This is a genomic window from Actinomycetota bacterium (assembly GCA_035697485.1).
Lineage (GTDB): Bacteria > Actinomycetota > UBA4738 > UBA4738 > HRBIN12 > JAOUEA01.
In genome coordinates this window covers 1-20,555 of the sequence record DASSCU010000034.1, presented here as the reverse complement: position 1 = coordinate 20,555, position 20,555 = coordinate 1, and the positions used below count along the sequence as shown (strand labels likewise).

At 69.2% G+C, this 20,555-nt stretch carries 18 protein-coding genes; 3 read left to right on the top strand and 15 right to left on the bottom strand.

Going from position 1 to position 20,555, the window contains the following annotated elements; genetic code table 11:
* Positions 1-1,086, top strand: a 1,086-nt coding sequence (locus VFI59_10350) for a vanadium-dependent haloperoxidase (GenBank protein ID HET6714098.1), incomplete at its 5' end; no start/stop codon positions are given.
* 96 nt (positions 1,087-1,182) lie between these two features.
* On the opposite strand, the gene VFI59_10345 is transcribed toward VFI59_10350, so the two are convergent.
* From VFI59_10345 to VFI59_10320, 6 genes are read right to left on the bottom strand one after another with little or no spacing between them, the layout of a single operon-like run.
* Positions 1,183-2,712 carry an oligosaccharide flippase family protein gene (locus VFI59_10345; protein HET6714097.1) on the bottom strand — a complete coding sequence of 510 codons (1,530 nt, stop codon included), beginning with the start codon at positions 2,710-2,712 and terminating at the stop codon, positions 1,183-1,185.
* Positions 2,713-2,723: 11 nt separating this feature from the next.
* Positions 2,724-3,800 carry a GNAT family N-acetyltransferase gene (locus VFI59_10340; GenBank protein HET6714096.1) on the bottom strand — a complete coding sequence of 359 codons (1,077 nt, stop codon included), beginning with the start codon at positions 3,798-3,800 and terminating at the stop codon, positions 2,724-2,726.
* Positions 3,793-5,370: an alkaline phosphatase family protein gene (locus tag VFI59_10335; GenBank protein ID HET6714095.1), complete on the bottom strand. Its 1,578-nt coding sequence runs from the start codon at positions 5,368-5,370 to the stop codon at positions 3,793-3,795. The genes VFI59_10340 and VFI59_10335 overlap by 8 nt, the downstream gene beginning before the upstream one ends.
* Before the next feature lie 43 nt (positions 5,371-5,413).
* Positions 5,414-6,289, bottom strand: coding sequence for a hypothetical protein (locus VFI59_10330; GenBank protein HET6714094.1), 876 nt, complete (start codon positions 6,287-6,289; stop codon positions 5,414-5,416).
* 19 nt (positions 6,290-6,308) lie between these two features.
* On the bottom strand, positions 6,309-7,526 hold the full coding sequence (locus tag VFI59_10325; GenBank protein ID HET6714093.1) for a glycosyltransferase: 1,218 nt from the start codon (positions 7,524-7,526) through the stop codon (positions 6,309-6,311).
* 59 nt (positions 7,527-7,585) lie between these two features.
* Positions 7,586-8,251 carry a response regulator transcription factor gene (locus VFI59_10320; protein ID HET6714092.1) on the bottom strand — a complete coding sequence of 222 codons (666 nt, stop codon included), beginning with the start codon at positions 8,249-8,251 and terminating at the stop codon, positions 7,586-7,588.
* 175 nt (positions 8,252-8,426) lie between these two features.
* Here VFI59_10320 and VFI59_10315 point away from each other — a divergent pair, with 175 nt between their 5' ends.
* The gene (locus tag VFI59_10315) at positions 8,427-9,233 is read left to right on the top strand and encodes a polysaccharide deacetylase family protein (GenBank protein HET6714091.1); all 807 of its coding nucleotides are present in this window, start codon (positions 8,427-8,429) and stop codon (positions 9,231-9,233) included.
* Here VFI59_10315 and VFI59_10310 read toward each other — a convergent pair.
* The 7 genes from VFI59_10310 to VFI59_10280 all read right to left on the bottom strand — a co-directional run bounded on the left by VFI59_10310 (position 9,216) and on the right by VFI59_10280 (position 18,399).
* Positions 9,216-10,400, bottom strand: a complete 1,185-nt coding sequence (locus VFI59_10310; protein HET6714090.1) for a putative glycoside hydrolase — start codon at positions 10,398-10,400, stop codon at positions 9,216-9,218. The two genes, VFI59_10315 and VFI59_10310, sit on opposite strands and share 18 nt — an antisense overlap.
* Before the next feature lie 1,263 nt (positions 10,401-11,663).
* Positions 11,664-12,833, bottom strand: coding sequence for a glycosyltransferase (locus VFI59_10305; GenBank protein ID HET6714089.1), 1,170 nt, complete (start codon positions 12,831-12,833; stop codon positions 11,664-11,666).
* Complete coding sequence (locus tag VFI59_10300; protein ID HET6714088.1) at positions 12,815-13,924, bottom strand: glycosyltransferase family 4 protein; 1,110 nt, start codon at positions 13,922-13,924, stop codon at positions 12,815-12,817. Before VFI59_10300 ends, VFI59_10305 begins: the two co-directional genes overlap by 19 nt.
* The gene (locus tag VFI59_10295) at positions 13,921-15,168 is read right to left on the bottom strand and encodes an O-antigen ligase family protein (GenBank protein ID HET6714087.1); all 1,248 of its coding nucleotides are present in this window, start codon (positions 15,166-15,168) and stop codon (positions 13,921-13,923) included. Before VFI59_10295 ends, VFI59_10300 begins: the two co-directional genes overlap by 4 nt.
* 7 nt (positions 15,169-15,175) lie before the next feature.
* Positions 15,176-15,883, bottom strand: coding sequence for a sugar transferase (locus VFI59_10290; protein HET6714086.1), 708 nt, complete (start codon positions 15,881-15,883; stop codon positions 15,176-15,178).
* A 198-nt stretch (positions 15,884-16,081) separates the two neighbouring features.
* Positions 16,082-17,464, bottom strand: a complete 1,383-nt coding sequence (locus tag VFI59_10285; protein HET6714085.1) for a radical SAM protein — start codon at positions 17,462-17,464, stop codon at positions 16,082-16,084.
* A 194-nt stretch (positions 17,465-17,658) separates the two neighbouring features.
* Positions 17,659-18,399, bottom strand: a complete 741-nt coding sequence (locus VFI59_10280) for a class I SAM-dependent methyltransferase (GenBank protein HET6714084.1) — start codon at positions 18,397-18,399, stop codon at positions 17,659-17,661.
* A gap of 91 nt (positions 18,400-18,490) precedes the next feature.
* Between VFI59_10280 and dinB the strand changes: the two genes are divergently transcribed.
* Positions 18,491-19,681, top strand: coding sequence for a DNA polymerase IV (dinB, locus tag VFI59_10275; protein HET6714083.1), 1,191 nt, complete (start codon positions 18,491-18,493; stop codon positions 19,679-19,681).
* Positions 19,682-19,718: 37 nt separating this feature from the next.
* On the opposite strand, the gene VFI59_10270 is transcribed toward dinB, so the two are convergent.
* Both VFI59_10270 and VFI59_10265 read right to left on the bottom strand, forming a co-directional pair.
* Positions 19,719-20,204: an SRPBCC domain-containing protein gene (locus tag VFI59_10270; protein HET6714082.1), complete on the bottom strand. Its 486-nt coding sequence runs from the start codon at positions 20,202-20,204 to the stop codon at positions 19,719-19,721.
* The coding region (locus VFI59_10265; protein HET6714081.1) for a metalloregulator ArsR/SmtB family transcription factor at positions 20,201-20,555 on the bottom strand (355 nt) is incomplete at its 5' end. The genes VFI59_10265 and VFI59_10270, both read right to left, overlap by 4 nt.

Here is a 20,555-nt window from a genome sequence, read left to right as displayed (position 1 = left end):
TGGTACGCGTACGAACAGGCGGCCGTCTACAACGCCGTCGTCGGCATCACGCGCCGCTTCGAGCTCTACAGGTGGAGTCAACTCGGCCCGACCTCGGCCTCGCCCCAGGCCGCTGCGGCGGTCGCGGCGCACGACGTCCTGCTGGAGTACTTCCCCGGGTCGGCGACCAGGTTGACCGACGCGCTGACGGCGTCGCTGGGCGCGATCCCCGACGGCGCCGCGAAGGATGCGGGCATCGCCTACGGCGAGCAAGCCGCCGCGCGCATCATCCAGCTGCGCGCCGACGACGGACGGTTCGGCGACGTCACGTTCGACGAGCCGGAGGGCCCCGGCGTCTGGCGGCCGACGCCCCCGACGTTCACTCCGTTCTTCGACCCCTGGCTGTCTGAGCTCGAGCCGTTCATCATGAAGTCGCCGAGCCAGTTCCGTCCCGAGCCACCTCCGGGCCTCAAGAGCGACGTCTACACCCGCGAGTACCGCGAGGTGAAGCGGCTCGGCTCGTTGACGTCCAAGGATCGGACGGACGAACAGACGCAGACGGCGCTGTTCTTCTCCGACACCGGCATCGGGCCGCTGCAGGCGGGCCTGCGCGACACGGTGACCCGGCTCGGCCTGGATATCAGCGAGAGCGCGCGGGTCTTCGCCGCCGTCGACCTGAGCATCGCCGATGCCGTCATCGGCGCATGGAACGCGAAGCTGCACTATCACTGGTGGCGACCGATGACGGCGATCCAGATGTCGAACACCGACGGGAACCCGAACACGAAGCGCGACGCGAACTGGCAGCCCTTCCTCGTCAACCCGCCGTATCCCGACTACCCGAGCGGGCTCTGCAACGTGATGGGCGCCGCAACGCGTGCCCTCGCCGGTGTGCTCGGCCTCGGACGAGGCGTGATCGATCTGAAGCTCACGTCGGCCGCGGCCGGCGAGACGCGCCACTACACGTCGAAGACGCAGCTCATGCGCGAAGCGATCGACGCCAGGGTCTGGTCGGGGCTCCACTTCCGCACGGCCGACCGCGTCGCGGCGGAGATGGGGACGCTCGTCGCTCGACGGGCGACGAACAACTACTTCCAGCCGACGTAGCGAGTACCACACCCCCCTCGTGAAGGGGACGCCCTTCACGAGGGGTGTGGTGCCCCTCGATCCCGTTCGGGCTTCGCGGCGGCACTGCTCGCGCGTCTACGCGCGCGTCGGTTCACGCATCCGGTCGCCGTTCCTCGACGCCAACCGACGCCGCAAGCGGCCGAGATCGTCGAGCACCGCTGGGGCGACGACACGAAGCGAAGCGACGTAGAGGACGACGAACAACGTTCCTGCGCCGAGGAGGGCGGCCCACGACGTGGCGGCGCTCCAATCGTCCGGCAGGGCGGCCTGCACGAGGAGCACCAACGAAGCCGCGACGACGCTCGCTGATACGGGCCGGAACACGTCGGCCAGGAACGGTCCTGCGGGTGCGCCGCCGATCGTTCGGCTGACGATCACGTGCGCCGCGAGGAGCATGGCTGCGACCACCACCTGGATGCCCGCAACCGCGTCGACCCCCAGCCGCCCGACCGTCGCGATGAGGCACACGAGGAGCACGAGCCAGATCGCACGGAGGACCGCGTTCAGGCCGGTTCGCCCAACCGACTGGAAGTACGCCTGCAGCAGGTAGCAGGCCGAGCGGAAGACCACGAACACAGCCAACAGACGCGTCACGCTGACCGCCGACTCCCAATCGGGCGAGAGCAGCACGAGCCAGGGAGCCAGGACGATCGTCCCGCCGACGAAGAGCATCACACCGCCCGACGCGACACGGACGCTGATCCGAAACGCAGAGGTCAGGTGCGCATCGTCGGCACGCAATCGGGTCATGGCCGGCCATCCAGCGCCGACGACCACCATCGTGACGACGTAGAACGGGATGATCGCGATCCTGAACCCCAAGGAGTAGAAGCCGAGGGCCGTCGCCCCGAGCAGCCGGGCGACGAGTGCGTAGTCGACGTTGAGCAACACGATGTCGAGGATCGACGCGACCGTCGCCCCACGCGCGTAGGGCCAGAGGCGAGCGACGGTTGAAGGATGCCATCGTGGTCTGATACGAAGCGCCCGGTCTCCGAGCACGAGCATCAAGGTCAGGAGGCAGCGCGTCGCGTCTCCGATCACCAGCGACCAGACACCCACCCCCTCGATCGCCAGCACGATCGTGAGGATCGAGCCCGCGATCAACGGAAGGGTCTCCACGGCGAAACGGCGACGGAACGCGAACTCCCTGTTGAGACGCATCAACGGGATCGCGACGACGCCGCTGAGTGCGATGATCCCCGCGTAGGCCCGGATCAGCGGCGCCGCATCGGGGACCCGGAAGATCTCGCTCACCGCATCGGCTGTGACGAGGAGCCCGATGCCGACTGAGACGCCGACGACGATGCTCACGCCCATCGCGCTCGCCGCCGCCTCCTCGACCTCGTCCTGCTCGAACACGAGGGCGGTCGCGAATCCGACGTCGACCAGCACGATGAACACGGTCGACAGCAGCAACGCGATGGACAGCACGCCGAACTCGTACGGGGACAGCACCGCAGCGAGCACGAGCACCACTCCTGCGAGCAGCCCGCGGCTCACCAACGCGCTGGCTGCGACCCACGGCGCCCCTCGTGCCGCTCGGGCGGCAACATCGTCGATCCGACGAGATGCCGAGCCGTGTTCGATCGCGGTCGCGTCACTCACGCGCGAGAAGGTCATCCAGCGACGCCCTTCACCTCGCGCCCCCGCGCGATCTGTCGCTTCGTTCTCGCGCCGAGCCGACGCGCGTGCCGGATCGCGCCGGTCGCCGTCGCCGCCGCCCTCCCCCCGAGCCCCCAGTTCGATCGCGCGGTCAGCAGTGGCCGCTGTGCGTTCGCGAAGGACAGCTTGTACGGCTCGCCGCCCCGAAGGAGGTCGAACTCCCCGATCCCGCGCTCGCTCGCGCGCTCGATGATCTTGAAGAGCAGCAGCGTGCCCGCGTCCCGCCACCGAGGATCGGGGCGCCGACCAGCTTGATAGAAGGAGATGCGACCCTCGAGCTCGAAGCACACGATGGAGGCGACCGTGGCTCCGTCCGCGACGAGCTCGTGCAACGACACCTCTCCGATCTCCGCTCCCCGCACCGCGGCTGCGGCGAAACGGTCGAACGAGGAGATGAACCGGCTGTCGCCCCATCGAGCGACGTGGAGCTCCCGCAGACGTTCGAGTCCCGACGACGTCTCGGTCGGGTCGACGTGTCGATATCGCACGCCGTCGCGTTCGGCTCGGTGCACCGCCTTGCGGATGTTGGAGCGGAAGTTCTTCGAGCGGGTCGCCAGGTACGCGTCGGTGTCCGCGAGTCGGACCCATGGAGCTGTCGCCTCGACAGCGGACGAGCCCTGCGGGAGTGCGTCGAGGACGAGTGCTCCTTCGACGAGCCCGTGGAGCGTCACGACCCGCGCGTTCGCGCTCGAGAGCCAGCCCCGAACTTCGGTCCTCACGCGATCCTCCCGGCCCGGGCGGGCGAGGAGGTCCAAATGATCGGGACACAGGTGACCCGCGCCGAGCATCGTGACGAACGAGATCCCGGCCACGACCCGTTCCTCGAGCGCGATCCCTCCGACGAGCTCACGATCCTCGACGACGAGGACGAAGCGCGGGCGGTGCAAAGCGGTGTGCTCGAGCCACCAAGCTCGTGAGAACGGCGTCGGGAGTGGGGCGGCCGCGACGAGCTCGTTCCAGGCCGCCCTCCACGGGCCGAGCTCCGGGAGCACCATCATCGACGCGCCGGTACGGACCGAGGCGTCACTCATCGACGTATCCGAGATCTCGGAGATGCTGCGTGATCAGCTCCGCCTCGTCGTCGGTGATGCCAGCCGCCGACACGTCACGGACGAGGACCGGGGGCGACCCGTCGATGCTCGGAGGGATGAGCTCACCGTGGTCGCCGAGGAGCGGCGCGATCGCGCTACCGTCGAGAACGGTGGCAGACGGCGTGCCGCACCACGCCAGCGCCGTCGGTGCGATGTCCGCGAGGTCACGGACGCCGACGTCGACGCGGGCGACACCGTCACCCGCGGCCGCGATGACACCGTCCCGTCGATGGTCACCGGTCGGATACGCGAGTCGCTCGGCCGCACGGCTCGTGTGATCGAAGACCCAGTGATCGTTCGGGATCGCGATCAGGTCTGGCGCGTCTGCAGCGAATCTGCCTCGAAAGACCTCCTCGGATCGCAGCACCTCCCTGACCGGCGATCCCAGTTCGGGGTGCTCGAACGAAAGGAGTGCATCCCGGACCTCCTCCCGCACGCGATCGTATGCGGCAGGATCCACGATGCCCGTCGGTTCTCGTCCCTTGAGGTTGACCGAGACCCCGCCTCCCGTCACCGAGCAGTAGGCGACTGAGCGCGAGACGTCGACCGCGCGGGGGGTCCTGATCCCTGCCCGCAGCCGCCGGCCCAATCGGCTCGACACGAAACGATCGACCGGGCGTGACCGCCGGAGGGCTCGGGCGACGTCGGCCGCGGGATCTCGCGCCGCAGATCCCTGCGCCACGAGGATCGCGTCGAGATCGGCAGCGAGGGTCTTCGGCGCGAACCCGTGATCGGAGACGAGCACCGTGACCGCGTCGCCCGCCACTTCTCGTAGACGGGCCAACTGGGCGTCCAGCGTCCGATACGTTCGCCGAAGCGCCTCGGCCACCTCATCCGAGGATCGTTCGCTGAACGCCGGATGGGACGGGATCAATCGGTCCGCGAACGGATGCTGGAGTCGATCGGTGGCCACGTAGACACAGACCGCGACCCGCCACGTTCCCTCCAGCAGCTTCGTGAACGAGTCCGTCCGCTCGACGATGTACCGTCGCGCCTCCTCGACCAGCGACAACGGCTCGTTCCGGTGACGCGTCCACTCCATGCCGTTGATCGGAAAGGGCGCCTCCCGCTCGAGCACGTCCGCCCACGATGCGGGGAACACGAAGGGCGACCCGGGAGGGATCGCGCCGCCTGCGATGAGCCTCCCGTTCACGGGGAACGGCGGAAACGTGACCGGGATGTTGCCCGCGCGAACCTCGTGTCCGTCGGAGGACAGCGACTCGAGGAACGTCTCGACACCGATCGACGTCGAGAGGATCGGATCCCTCCGCCCCGATTGGGTCGGATGGCGCTCCATGAAGTCGAAGACGCCGTGGCCGCCCGGATCCATGCCGGTGAGGAACGTCGGCCAGGCCGCCCACGAGTGATCGGGCAGAGGGCTCCGGAGAACGCCACGGATGCCCGTCTCGACCATCTCTCGGACGTGCGGAAGATCGCCGCGCTCGATCAGATCGTCCAAGATGTCCCAGTCCGCGCCGTCCCAGCCGACGATGAGGAGGCGATCGGTCATGCTGACGATCGATCCTTCGGGGCCGCACCCTTACGGCGCGGATTCATCCCTCGCCGACCCCTTCCGACCTCGATCCGAATCGGTGGCGCAGGGCCGACAGCTGCATGACACCGACCTTCGCGGCATCCTTGACCAGCGACCGACCCGGGGGCGTCGCAGAGCGACCTCGGTCGATCAGGTGTTGGTTGAAGGCCCGCACGAGCGAGTCCTCGTCGTTGTCGCGCGTGAAGAAGGTCAGCGTCATCGAGACGGACGGCGACGGACCGTTCTCGATCCAATGCGGCTGGAGCGGAGGGATGTACGCGCCGAACCCAGGTTCCGTGCCGAACGTCGCTCGCGTGATCGGCATCACCTCGATCCGGCCGTGCGACCCCGACCAGTACCGCCCGATCTCACGCTCCTTGTCGCCGGGCGTCTCGAACACGCCGACGCTCAGCGTTCGTTCGCCCTGGACCTGCATCGGGATGCTGTGCTCGATGTCGAAGTGAGCCGGGGTGACCGAGTTCGGCGACGAGACGAAGATGAAGCCCGCCGGGCGCCGGATGTCACCCGGGAACCGCTGCGCGAACGGCGCGAGATCCTTCAGACACTCCTGCATGAGGTCGCGGTAGGCGTGGTCCTGCTCAACGTTGAGGAGGGTCATCCACGTTCCACTCGATTCGACGTCGCGGATCAGGTCGCCCGGTCTCGACACGACGCCCCGTGGGGGTCCGCCGCCAGGCACCAGCAGCGGCTTCACCGCCTCGTCACAGACGACCGAGTGTGCCGCGAGACGGTCGGCGAGATCGGCGATCGCCTCGATCTTCAGCAGGGGATGACTGGAGAGCTCGTGACGGAACGTCGTCGCCTCCCGTCGCTCGAACGACGCGGCGAAAGCATGCCCGTCCAGCCGGAGCACGCGTTGCGAAGCTGTCTGCATCTTCCCTCCCTCCTGTCCGTCAGGCCGGTACAGCCTGACGCGACGACCGGACCCCGCCGATCGCGGCGGCCCGAGAGACCTCCTGGTAGAGCCGGGCGATCGTGTCGTGGGTCCTTCCGACGTCGAACAGCTCGCGCGCGCGCCGCGCCGCCGAGCTCCCTTCGACCGCCGCCAGCTCCGGGTCCGTCAGGCGGGCGACGATCGGCGGAACGAGCGCGTCCGGATCCTCGGGGGGAACGACGCACCCGCTCGACTCTCCGATCGACTCCCTCATCCCGTCGACGTCCGTCGCGACGACCGATCGACCCGCGGCCATCGCCTCGAGCACGGCGAGGCTGAGGCCCTCCCATCTCGAGGGCGCGACGACGAGATCCGCGGCGGACAGCCACGGGAACACGTCCTTCTGCGGGCCGGCGAGGAGCACGCTCGGTCCCGCCCGCATCCGAAGCCGGGCGTCGAGGGTGCCTTCCCCGATGAGGACCAGGTGCGCCGACGGGACCCGCTCGATGATCCGAGACCACGCGGCCAGCAACAGGTCTTGCCCCTTCTGCTCGCACATGCGTCCGACACAGACGACGAGTGGCCCGGGGGGGAGACGCAGTTCGGCACGGACGGCCGAACGATGCTCCGCGCTCGGGGCGGCCGAGGCGACGTCCGTGGAGACACCGCTGAGGACGACCTCCATCCCGGCCCTGACGCCGGCCCGCCGGCCCCGCTCGCCTTCGGCCTCGCTGACGCAGATGATCCGTTGGCACATCCGGGCGCCGAGTCGTTCCCAAGACATCGACATCGATCGCAGGGAACCGGTGACGGCTTCGAACGACCAGCCATGCGGCTGGAACAGCGTCGGCACTCCTTGCCCCATCGCTGCGAGTCGCCCGACCAAGCCGGCCTTCGACGAGTGGAGATGGATCAGGTCCGGCCGCGTCGCCCTCATCAGCAGGCGGAGGGAGCGCACCTCTCGGACCACGGACGGCCCGGGATCCCTCCTCGCGTCCCAGACGAGCACGGAGGCCCCGTGCACCCTCCGCACCTGTTCCTGCAGCGATCCCATGGGGGATACGAGGGTCACACGCCACCCGCGGTCGACCTGATCCTCGATCACCCCGCGGACATACGCGGCCACCCCTCCGTGGGTCGACTGGGTGACGTGAAGGACGTGGAACGAGTGTCCACCGAGCGACGTCTCACGGCGGACCTCGCCGTTCGCCGGACGCACAATGGGATCGGATCCCATCCTTCGAACCCTAGTGTCAGTTCGCGGTACGGCTAATCGAGGGGATCGCGTGTATCTGCCTACGCGGAATCACGTACCGGATCCATCCGCAACTCCCGCGACTTCTGCAGGAGTGCGGCGGCCTCGAGCTTCGAATGCACGTCCAGCTTCCTCAGCACGTTCGTCACGTGCGTGTCGACCGTGCGGATGCTGATGTGCAAGGCCGACGCGATGTCCTTGTTGCGGGATCCCTCGGCGGCCAGACGCAGCACGTCGCCTTCCCGATCGGTCAGTCGCCCGAGACGCCGGAACACGTCAGCTCGCGTGAGTCGACGGTGCGCCGCCGCGCGCATCGCCCGTTGGAGCCTCTCGGCGTCGACCTGCGCCTTGCCCTCTGCTGCGTCAGAGATCGCGTCGGCGAGGACCGCCAGGCTCGCCGACGGGGAAACGACGGCCAACGCCCCCGCCTCGACGGCGCTCACGACGTCCTCGTCCTCGTCGGCGATCACGACGAGGCGAGCCTCGGGACACGCCAGTCGCAGGTCGTCGGCGAATCGGATCACCTCCTTCGAGGTGCTCCCGTGGAGGATGGCCACGACCACGGAAGGCCGAAGCCGGGCACACGATCCGACGGCTCCCTCGAAGCCGGACGCCACTGCGAGCGCGCCATCGAAGACCTGCGGCAAGGCGGGAGGAAGGGTCTGCACGAGTGCTTCGGTGTACAGGCGGTCCCCTTCAGGCGCCACGACGGCGACCCGTGCGCTCGTCCTCCGGGTTCGGGGGTTCCCGTGACTGGACATCGTCCTGCTTGCTCGTTCGTCCGTGCTGCTGTCCAGACAGCTATACCCCAATGCGTAGAATCCGAACAGGGGATGGGAAGAGAATTCTCTCCACCAAGGCCTGCGGGTCGCGGTGAGTGCCATGAAGATCCGAACGAGAACCCTCGCGAGAGTGATCCGACCGCTCTCTCGACTGCGGGCGCGCCCTTCGTTCAGCGTGCTCGCGTACCACAGGATCGACGAGCGCCAGGGTGGGATGTCGGTGTCGCCCCGCGCGTTCGTTGCCCACCTCGACTGGCTCGAAGAGCACGGGATCGATGTGGTTCCACTGGAGGCTTTCTCGGTGGGCGGGGAACCGCGACCACGCGTCGCATTGACGTTCGACGATGGGTATCGGTCCGTGGCCGACATCGCGTGGCCGGAGCTTCGCGACCGGGGCCTCCCCGCGACCCTGTACGTGGTATCGCGGGTGCTCCGCGATGGACGTCGGTTCTCGTGGGATGCATCGACCCCTGCGGAAGACGCGGCCCTGATCGGCCGCTCGGCGCTCCTGGATCTGGCAGCGGACGGTCTCTCGATCGGATCACATACTCGGACACACGTGTACCTGCCCTCGGTCGGCCTCGAGCGCGTGAGAGACGAGGTCGTCGGGTCCCGCACGGACCTCGAAGACGAGCTGGGGCAACCCGTCACGAGCTTCTCCTATCCACAGGGCGGGTGGAACCCGTCGATCAGATCGGTCGTCGCCCGAGCGGGCTACGCGACGGCGGTGACGACCGACCGGGGATCGAACGAACCGAGCGACGACCCCCTGGCGCTTGCCCGCCGGCCCGCCGAGGAGGACCCGATCGACTTCCAGATGTCGATGGAGGGGCTCTACGACTTCCTGCGGCCGGTCGACACCCTTCGCGACCACCTCCGACAGCGACGATCACGTCCCCGCGCGTAGCACGGCGCCCGTCCCAGCGGGGAGGAGGATCGTCGAGACAGGTGTGCCCTCCGGCGTGAAGTAGGTTCCCCCCAGCGGGACGTCCTGGGGAGCGGTCGAGGGATTGACGACCGCGACCCCGTCCGTGTAGTCCCGACGCCACGCGCCGCCGACAGCGACGCGCGGTCCGACGGGGTCACCGATCGAGGTCGTCCAATCGGGTGCCCATGGGTCGACCGCGGCGTCGGGTCGGTAGAAGAGCGCTCCGTCCGCGCCCGACCACCCGACCAAGAAGCTGGCTCGCGCATATCGCATCAGACGCGTATTCGAGAGATCACCGTACGTCACCGCGAGGAACGTCTTCCCGGCGCCCTGCACGGCGTCCATCTGGTCGATCATCCGTTCCCAGTCCCATCCCGTGAACGGAGGGCCGTCGCCCGTCCCGTACCGGGCCCAGAACTCCCGCAGAACGCCGGAGGTGAACGGCAGCCAGCTCGAGAGTTGGTCGGGGCCGAGGTCGGCTCCCCCGATGTTCGGCAGGAACTCGAACCCCGCAGCCTGGACCAGCGGTCCGACGCTCGAGAGGAAGCTCTCGGTGGCGTCCGCGTATGACTCCGCCGTCGGGTAGCGCCGCAGCTGTTGCCCGGGGTGGAGGTAGTAGGCAGGCACGCTGATCGCGTTGTCGGCCATCACACCGTCCCAGCCCCCCTGGGAGAGCGCGGAGATCACGCGCCGCGCCCATCGACGCTGATAGCCACGGCGACCGACGTCCATCCACCAGTGACCCTCATACCCGCGCCATTCCACTCGTCGTCCGAGTGTGTCACGGAGGAACCATCGAGGCCGATGCGCTCGTGCCCAGCAGTATCCGACCCCGGTCGGCAGCAGAACGTCGTCGACGCCGTCTCGGCATGCGTAGCTCCTGGTCGACGAGATGTCCTGATAGAGGAGGATGCGGACGCCAGGCTGCGCGGCCCGGATCGATGGGATCAGCGCCTCGTCCCAACGGTTCAGGACGACGACTCCGTACCCTGTCGACGAAACGGAGGCCGCGTGGTCGGTCCCGATCGCCCACAGTCCGACGGTCGAGGACGGCGTCTCCGGATGTACGGAAGAACCCAGGGCGAGCGCGCTCACGAGCGCAACCCCGGCGACCAGCGGGATACGGCGCGGGTGATGAAGAGCCATGCGGGGCCTGACCGTCCTCGACCTCCGAGGGTACCAGTGTCCGCGTTGAGGGCAGATATGGCTAGAGTGAAAGCTTCCGATCTGTCGAACGGTGGAAGCCGGCCTTGACGCCGACGGGTACCGAGAGCGATGACCATGACACCTGACACGGGTCGAGGCATGCAGATCGACCTGCGCCGCGCGCTGCGATGGCGATGGCCCGTGCTCGTCGGCGCCGCCGTCGTCGGACTCCTCGCCGGTTCGTTGGTCTCGGCTCGGAAGGCTCCGGGATACGAGGCGACGGCCGTCACGGCGATCGTGCCGGCACGGACCGGCTCGTTCCCGGGCGCCGACTACGTGAGCCTCGCAGCCCCGAGCTTCATCGCGTACGCAACGAGTCCCGCGAAGATCAGGTACGTCGCGCTGCGGACCGGCATCGACGCCGGCGACCTCCTTTCGTCCGTACAGGTGGACGTCCAAGGAGCGTCCAACACGATCACCGTGACGGCGCGCGCCGGAGATCCCACGGCTGCGACTCGAGCTGCGAACGCGATCGCGTACGAGATGACCAGATTCCGCGAGGGGGTGTTGGAGGCGGTCGTCGTCGCGCCGGCGACAACGCCGAACGTCGCGGACGCTGGTGCCGTGGGCCTCCTCAGGGCCGCGGGGCTGCTCGGCGGCGTCGCGGCGGGCCTCGCACTGGTCTGGATGCTGGAGCGACGACGACCGCATGTCGCGGATGCTGCGGACGTCGCGTTCGCGACCGGTGCTGACGTGCTCGGCGCCCTGCCTCGATCCGCATCGCTCCGAAGCGGCCGCTGGGTCGACGGATCCGACGCGACGGTCGAGGCGGCCGGTCGCCTCCTCGTCGCAGAGCTCCTCGCGCGGCTCCCTCGGGAAGGGGTCGTCCTCGTGACCGCCGCCCGTACGGCCGCCGGCACGTCCACCGTGGCGGGCGTCCTCGCGTCCGCGGTGGGATGGCACGGGAGGAAGGCGGTGCTCCTTCGACCGGTGAGGCGGGGGGCCTCGGATCCGGGCGTCGCCTCGACCTCACCCGTGGACCGGGAAGCTCACGAAGGGACTCCGGCGCTCGTCGACGTGCCCGTGTCGGTGAAGCATCCGGAGGATCGCGTGGAGGACGAGCTCTCGACCCGTGCACTTCGAGAGGCCGCATCGAACGCGCTCGACCGGTTCGACCTCGTCCTGATCGACGCGCCGCCGATGCTCGAGGGCCGATGGCGCCGCGACGCCACCGGACTCGCCGACACCATCGTGCTCGTCGTGTCAGCCGGGGATCTGATCGATCGGGTGAGGATGGCGGCCGTGGTCGCGTCGAGCCTGGCTCCTCGTCGTCTGGTCGCGATCGGGAACCGGATGTCGTGGTGGACGCCGGCCGCGGGCCCCGACGAGCTCCTGGTACAAGGCGAGGAATCTCGAGCTCATCCGCTCTTCGGTGTGGAGGGCGGCGGTTCGGAATCCGCCGGCGATTAGTTCGCTCCGCAGCCCGTCGTCGACCAGGCACCTCTCGATCGCGCGCGCGAGGGCAAGGGGGTTGCGGGCGGGAACGAGCACCGCGTCGTGTCCATCACGGAGGAGCTCCCGGTTCCCTCGGACGTGGGTCGCGACGAGTGGGACCCCGGACGCCAGGGTCTCGAGCGCGACGAGCGGCAGGCCCTCCCACAACGATGAGATCACGACGACGTCTGCCGCCCCGATGATCCGTCTGGCTCCCGGCTGGGCACCCACTCGATGGACCCGTTCGCCCACGTCGAGATCCGAGATCAGTCGGTCCAGCGGCTCTCGCATCGGGCCATCGCCGACGAGCATGAGCCACACCCACGGCAGCGCGGCCAGAGCGCGGATCGCGGTCGCATGGTCCTTCTGCGGCGCGAGGCGACCGACGGCGACGACCAGCGGAGCGTCGACGGGGATCCCGTAGCGGGCTGCCAGTTCCTGCCTGGTCGCGGGCGGCGGCGACGGCGACACGCCGTTCACGATCGTCGTGATCCGATGCACGCCATGGTCCCGCAGCGCTGCTTCGACGCCGGGACCGCAGGCGACGGTCATGAACCCGGACAGCCGAAGGATCCTGCCGCTCTGCTCGTAGTCCTCCTCCTGCACACCGTGCACGCTCACGAGCCCGGGACGCCAGGCGCCCCTGCCCGTCGCGAGGGCGGCCACGAGACCCATCGTCGGTTGGTGACAGTGCAGGGCGTCGGGCGACCATCTCCGGATGATCGACGCAAGCGTGACGGCCGCGAGCGGCAGCTTGCGAACATCGCGTCGCACGGACGGCATCCCGAACCGGACGCCAACGAGTTCCGCCTGGAGCGCACCGGGGGGCGATGCCACGGCGACCTCGTGCCCGGCTTTGGAGGCTTCGGCCGCGAGCGCGATGACGATGCGCTCCGCCCCACCCGTCTCGAGGCCCTGGATCACATGGAGGACGCGCACAGTTCGCGATACACCCCCATCATCGCCCTGCCGCCATCCTCAGGGTCGTGCCGCTCGGCCACCCGCGACGCAGCCGCCGCCCCCAGCCGACGGGACCACTCCGGGTGCCGGATCAGGCTGACGACCGCTGCTGCGAGGGCGTCGACGTCGTCGGGGGGCACGAGGAGCCCGGTCTCTCCTGGCTCTACCATCTCCGGGATCCCGCCGACCCTCGTCGCGACGCTCGGGAGCGCCCAGGACATCGCCTCCAGGAGTGCGATCGGGAAGTTCTCCGCGCGTGATGGCAGCACGAACACGTCGAGGGACCCGAGTCGTGCCGCCGCATCACCGGTATGCCCGTGGAACGTGGCGTCGACGCCACACGAGGAGGCCAGCTTCTGCAGCGCCGGCCGCTCCGCGCCGTCACCGAAGATCTCAAGTCGGGCCGGCTCCTTCACCCGGGAAAGGGCGAGGATCAGCATGTCGACCCCCTTCCACCATTCGAGGTTGGCGACCGTCCCGATCGTGGCGGGCACCCCGAGGGGTCGCGGTGCTCGTCGACGGACCGGGACGCACGACGGCACCACCGCGATGCGGTGGCTCGGCATCCCTCCCTCGACCAAGTAGCGCTTCATCGCACGAGACGGCGTCACGACCAAACCGAGGGTGGCGAGCGCGGCCTCGGCACGCAGGTACACGGACTCGAGCCACCATCGCCGTCGACGTGAGACGCCCGGCCGGATCCAACTCCCGCCGTCTCGCCCGACGGCCGGGGCGATGTCTTCGGGCAGACCGTGCAACGTGTGCACGACCCGCGCACCTCGAGCCCTTCCCAACGTGCGGGCGAACAAGCCCGCCCGGCGATCCTGCGAGTGCACGACGTCCACGTTCCCCATCCGGGGCCACAACCGCGCCGCTCCGACGAGATCACGCTTGTCGCCCACGGGTATCACGTGAGCCGGGACGCCGAGACTCTCGAACCGAGCCGCAAGCGCCCGGGTCGCGACGATGACGTCGACGTCGGCTCCCGCCGCCGCCACGTAGGGCACCAGTCCTTCGAGATGTGCGATCGGCCCTCCCCGAGCCAGCGTCGAGACGTACGTGACCTTCACGACTCGGGTTCCATCCGATGTTCCGACGCGACGTCGAGCACCGTCGCCAGCGAGGCTGCGATCCAGATCGGTGCGAAGAATTGCTCTGACAACGTCAAGGCCCCAACCAGCGCGATCACGAACGACACGCGCACGGCCGAAGCCAGCGGACGTGCATCCGGACGCGAGACGGCGCGTCCGAGCCTGTGCCACTGCATCAACAAGAAGGCGAGGAACGCGACGAGCCCCCCGATCCCGAACTCGGCCGCCACCTCCAGGTACGCGTCGTGCACCACGAACGACGGCGATCCCGCGGGCCGGCCCGAGGCCTCCGCGACCTCCTCCTCGAAATTGCCCGGCCCGACGCCGAGGAACGGGTGCTCCGTCGCCATGACCGCGGCTGCGTGCCAGAGCTCGAAGCGCGACTCGACGTTCTCATCGGCCACCCGCTCTTTGGCTGAGATCGCCGTCGACCACGTCGCTCGATGCGTCGTCGCGAGACCCGTCGCCACCACCGCCACCACCACGACCGAGAGAGCGATCGCCTTCCGCGAGCGGGGTTCCGTCCACGCCAGGAAGACCACACCGACGGCGAGACCGACGAGCGCACCTCGACTCAGCGAGAACACGACGCCCATCGACATCGTGACGAAGCACACGACGGCGAGCGGTCTGAAACGGCGCGAACGATGGATCAACCAGGCCGTCATCGGCAGCGTGGTCGCAAGGAAGTATGCGAGGTCGTTCGAGTCCCCGTGCGTCGGTTCCGCGAGGAGCGAACGCCCCCCGAGCATGTTCGAGATCGCCAGCGTTGCCGCGACCGCAGCGGAGAGGCTCAACACCCACAGCAGCCTGCGTATCAGTCGGGGGTCATCGACGAACTGCGTCGTGATCACGAAGAGCGCCACGAACCCCGCAAGCCTGACCGTCGTCGCGACGGCATCCGAAGGTGAATCGGCTACCAGGGTCGAAGCGCAACCGATCGCCAGGAGGACGAGGAGGATCGCATCTGCGCCGTCGAACCGGAGCGCACGTCCCGTGACGACGAGGTCCAGGATCAGGGTGACGAGGCAGATCGCCCCCGCAACCTTCGTCGGGCTGATCGCGTCCGGAGGAACGGCCTGCTCGAGCGGTTGGACGGCGATGAGTCCGAGGAGCGCCAGGTCGGTGCGGAACGGCCACTTCCGGCTCGTGCGCAGCGCGAGTGGGGACGCCTGACCCCACGCCGTGGCTGCGATCGGAACCCTTCGGTCCCCGGTGTCCATCCCAACCTCAGTACGATCCGCGCCCGCGAAGGACGACGGGGATCGTGCGGACGAGGATAGAGAGGTCGAGCCGAAGGCTCCAGTCGGTCACGTACCGACATTCGAGCTCCACCCGCTCGTCGTAGGAGATGTCGCTCCTCCCGCTCACCGCCCACAGGCCCGTGATCCCCGGAACCGCGCGGAGGATGATCGCCGCGCTGCTCCCGAATCGCTCGAGCTCCTCTTCGACGACGGGTCGGGGTCCGACCAGGCTCATCTCGCCGCGCAGGACGTTCACCAGTTGGGGGAGCTCGTCCGCGCTGAACCTCCTGAGCAAACGGCCGACCCTCGTGATCCTCGGATCGTCGCGGAGCTTGAAGGCGGTATCCCAGAACCTCTTCTGCTCGGGCCGCCGCGCGAGGAGGTCGCGCAGCGTCTCATCGGCATCAACCACCATCGTCCGGAACTTCAGGACCCGCAGTGGTTCCCCGCGCCTCCCAACCCGAGCGTGGGCGAAGAATGCCGGCCCCCGTGAGTCGAGCTTGATCGCGATCACGATCGCGAGGAACAAGGGCGCCATGCAGACGAGCGCGGCGAAGGAGATCACGACGTCGACGCAGCGCTTCCCGACGTTCGCGACCCTGGACGGAGCGGGCGATGCGTGCGATCGAGTGGTGGTTGTTGCGGGCTCGGGATGCCGGCGTCCAACCACAAGGCCGACCGGCCCATCGGTCATCGCATGCGGCATATCGCGATCCCTCGGCGACCTGCCCCTCGATCCCACGTCGCCCACGTTGTCGTGACGTGGAGCGGTGCGGCGGTGCACATCTTGTCAACCCTAGGGTCCGTTTCGCCCGCAGTGAATCCCGAGAATCGCGTGTCTCTGCGCCCTCGGAATCGCGGTCATCCGCGTACGCGGAATCACGTATCGCCCCTACTCGTCCCGGGCGCCGACGAACGCATCGAGCGTTCGTTCGAGGGCGGGCAGCATGCCGTTGACGCGCCGGGCCCGGATGACGAGGTCCCAGAGGGGCTCGAACTTCCTCCAGCCTCCCGCGTAGGCGAGGTGACGTGCCCGCGCCCTCAGCGACTCCTGCCCAGCCGCGCCGTTCCAGATCGCCGACCATCGGTAGAAGTCGCGGTAGGCGCGCCGGTAGCCGGCCTCGAGCTGCTCCGGCGTCATCCGTCGCGGTTCGAAGACCACGTGGCGGGTGTCGTATCGATCCCAGTCGTCCGTCACGATGCGGTGCTCGTCGGCGAGGCGACGATGCAAGGCCGTGCCGGGATACGGCGTCATGATGTGGAACGTCGCCGTCTCGAGGCTGTGGGAGACGCCCCACTCCACCGTGCGCTCGAAGACGTCGGGTCCGTCGTCGTCGAGGCCGAACACGAAGCTGCCGTTCACCATCACGCCGAGGTCGTGGCAACGCCGGATCGCCTCGTCGTAGTCGCGGCCGAGGTTCTGCCGCTTGTCGTGCCGGCGCAGGTTCTCGGGGTTGAGGGTCTCGAAGCCGACGAACACGCTGCGCATGCCGGCGGCCGCGGCGCGTTCGATCAGGTCGCCGCGCAGGATCGCCTGCACCGTGCTCGCCCCCTGGAACAGGCGCCCCATGCCGCCCATGCCCTCGAAGAGCGCGCGCGAGAACCGTTCGTTGCCGAGCAGATGGTCGTCGAGGAAGTACAGGTGCTTGCCGGGCAGCCGGTCGATCTCCGCGAGCGCCTCGTCGACGGTCTGCGTGTAGAAGGAGCGGCCGCCTTCGAAGAACGCGTCCTTGTAGCAGAAATCGCAGTGGTGCGGACAGCCTCGCGACACGACGATGGAGTTCGGACAGAGGTAGCGACGTCGATCGATCAGGTCGCGACGGACCGGCGGGATGCCGGCGAGCGAGCGCATGCTCGCACCGGCTTCGTACCGAGGCTCGGGGCGCCCCGCACGGAAGTCGGCGAGGAACGCCTGCCAGGCGCCTTCACCGGGACCGATGAACACCGTGTCGGCGTGCGCGGCCGCCTCGGCCGGCAGCGACGTGGTGTGGAGCCCACCGACGCAGACGTAGGTGCCCCGTGCGCGGTACAGGTCGGCGATCTCCCATGCGCGTCGCGCCGACGTGATGTACACGGTCATCACGAGCAGATCCGGCGCGTCGTCGAGCGTGAGCGGCGCCTGCACGTGCTCGTCGAGCAGCTCGACCTCGTCGTCGGGATCGAGGGAGCCGGCGAGGCCGGCGAGCCCGAGCGGCGGGAACAGCGCGTACTTGATCGAGCGATAACCGGGCGCGTTCGCCTCGACCAGCGACGGGAGGATCATCTTCACCCGCAGCGGACGCCGTGACCGACGTGCTCGCCGTGCGTCCTCGGTGGCGCGTGGTGCCGGCACGTCGTCCCTCCCCGGTCGAGTGGTGGGACGCAGCATCGGCGGCCGTTCTCGCACGGCACAAGGCTCACGACCGGACCGTCACGCACGTGCCATGGCGGCACCACACAACCGGCCGATCCGTCACACGACCGCGACGTTCAGCGGGCCGGCATCTCCCAGACCGACACGTGTTGACGGCTGTCGTTCGTGAACGGCTCGCGGTTCCAGCCGCCCCAACGCTCGCGCAACGTCATCCCGGCGAGCTGCGCCATCAGGTCGAGCTCGGCGGGCCACACGTACCGGAAGGGAACCGAGAACCGCTCGAACCTGCCGTCGACGAGATCGAGGTGATGCGACGTGAGGGCCTGCGTGGCGACGTCGTACTCGTCGATCCCCCAGGAGTCCTCGCTCCCGCGGAAGACGTGGAAGATCTCGCCCGGCGGAAGGCGCCGGAGGTTCGGCACCATGACCTCGATCACGAAGCTGCCGCCCGGCTCCAGGTGCGCCGCCACGTTGCGGAAGCACGCGACCTGCGCCGCCTGGCTCGTCAGGTTCATGATCGTGTTGAAGACGAGGTAGGCGAGCGTGAACGAACCGTCCACCCTGGTCGTCGAGAAGTCCCCGATCGTCACGCCGATGCGATCGCCACCGGGCTTCGCACGCAGCCGCGCGGCCATGGCCTCCGAGAGCTCGATGCCGTGCACCTCGACCCCCCGCTCCGTGAGCGGCAGGGCGATGCGACCCGTGCCGATGCCGAGCTCGAGGGCACGCCCGTTCCCGGCGATCGCGGCGAGGAGGTCCGAGACCGGGTCGACGACCGCAGGGCCGAACATGTCCGCCGAGGACTCGTCGTACGTCGCGGCGATGCGCTCGTCGAAGTAGCCGTTCCGGTCGTCCACGGCCGTAATCTATCCCGCCGCTCGTGCGGCACGCCCGACGTGTCGACGAGGCCGCGTCTTCGATGTCGGAGGCGGATGCGAGCATGCACCGGTGTCGAACGAGGGCACGATCCTGCACGCCGACGCAGACTCCTTCTACGCGTCCGTGGAGCAGCGGGACGACCCGTCGCTTCGGGGGCGCCCCGTCATCGTCGGCGGGGGCGTCGTGCTCGCGGCCAGCTACGAGGCCAAGGCGCGCGGGGTCCGCACGCCCATGGGCCAGACCCAAGCCCTGCGGCTGTGCCCTCAGGCGATCGTCGTCGCGCCTCGGATGGATGCCTACAGCGCCGCGAGCAAGGCGATGTTCGAGGTGTTCGACGACACGACGCCCTTCGTGGAGGGACTCTCGATCGACGAGGCGTTCCTCGACGTGGGCGGCCTGCGGCGCATCTCGGGCACCCCGACCGAGATCGCGGTGCGCCTGCGCCAGGAGGTCCTCGCGCGGGTCGGGCTCCCCGTCACCGTGGGGGTCGCGCGCACGAAGTTCCTCGCCAAGGTGGCGAGCGGGGTCGCGAAGCCCGACGGCCTGCTCGTCGTGCCCACCGACGGCGAGCTCGAGTTCCTCCACCCGCTCCCGGTCGAGCGTCTCTGGGGCGTCGGGTCCGTCACCTCCCGGAAGCTCCGCGACCGGTCCATCACCACGGTGTCCGAAGTCGCGCAGCTCGGTGAGGCCGCACTGGTGCGGATCCTCGGGCGCGCCGCGGGCCGGCACCTCCATGCCCTCGCCCACAATCGCGACCCCCGCCCGGTCGAGACCGGTCGACGCCGTCGCTCGATCGGCACCCAGCGGGCGCTCGGCCGCCGACCCCGGTCACCCGAGTCGCTCGACGCCGACCTGCTCGCGCTGATCGATCGGCTGACGCGCCGGCTGCGCGCGGCACACCGCGTCTGCCGCACGGTCACCCTGCGCCTGCGGTTCGACGATCTCACCCGGGCGACGCGCTCGCACACGATGCCCGAAGCCACGGCCGACACCGAGACGATCCTCTCGGTCGGGAGGGCCCTGCTCGCGGCGGCCATGCCGACGATCCGGGAACGGGGCATCACGCTGATCGGGGTGAGCTTCACCCAGCTCCACGACGATGGAGCGATCCAGCTCGCCCTGCCGTTCGACCGCTCGGCGGGACCGGCGATGGACGCCACGCTCGACGACGTGCGCGACAAGTTCGGATCGAAGGCCATCACGAGGGGTGTGCTGCTCGGTCGCCGCGAAGGCATGCGGGTCCCGCTCCTTCCGGATTGAGAGGAGCGCTGCCGGCCCGTGCGGCCTCGCGGTGCTGTCAGGCGGCGAGCAGGGCGTCCATCTGGCCGACCGCCTGCTTCAGGCCCTCTTCCATGCCCATCTCGTCCAGCTGTTCCATCTGCTCTCGGGAGTCGAAGACCGAGCGCAACTCCATACGGGTGCCCCCGTCGTGCTCGGTGAGCTGCATCCGGACCGCGGTGGTCGGCAGATCGGGGTTCGGGGCTCCGTTCTGGTCGGCGAAGCCGTCGGTGAACTCGAGCGACTTCGGCGGGTCGGCCGACGTCACCTGCCACCAGCCTCCGTACCGCTCGCCGTCCGGGCCGGTCATGAAGTAGGCGACGCCGCCGCCCGGGGTCAGATCGTGCCGCTCGAAGGTCGCCGGGTGGGTGGGTGGCCCCCACCAGCGTTCCAGCTGGCGGGGATCGGCCCACAGCTCCCACACCCGCTCGGCCGAGGCGTCGAAGTCCGCGATCAAGGTGAGGGTGAGGGTGTCGAAGTCCTTGTCGACGCTGGTGACGGTCATCTGTCTCCTCCTCCTGTCGTTGGGTCGTCCGGGTCGGGGATCTCCTCGAGCAGGGAGGACATCCGATCCACCCGCCCGCGCCACGCCGCCTCGAGTTGGTCGAGGGCGTGCCGCGCCCGGCGCACTGCGTCGTGGTCGCTGCGCACGATCTGCTCCCGCCCGCGGCGCTCCTTGGTGACCAGGCCGGCCCGCTCCAGCACCGCGACATGCTTCTGAACCGCGGCGAAGCTCATCGGGTAGGCCTCGGCCAGCCGCGACACCGAGGGCTCGCCCCCGACGGAGCGGCGAAGGATGTCGCGGCGGGTCGCGTCGGCCAGTGCGTGGAACAGGTCGTCCACCGCCTCGTCGGTC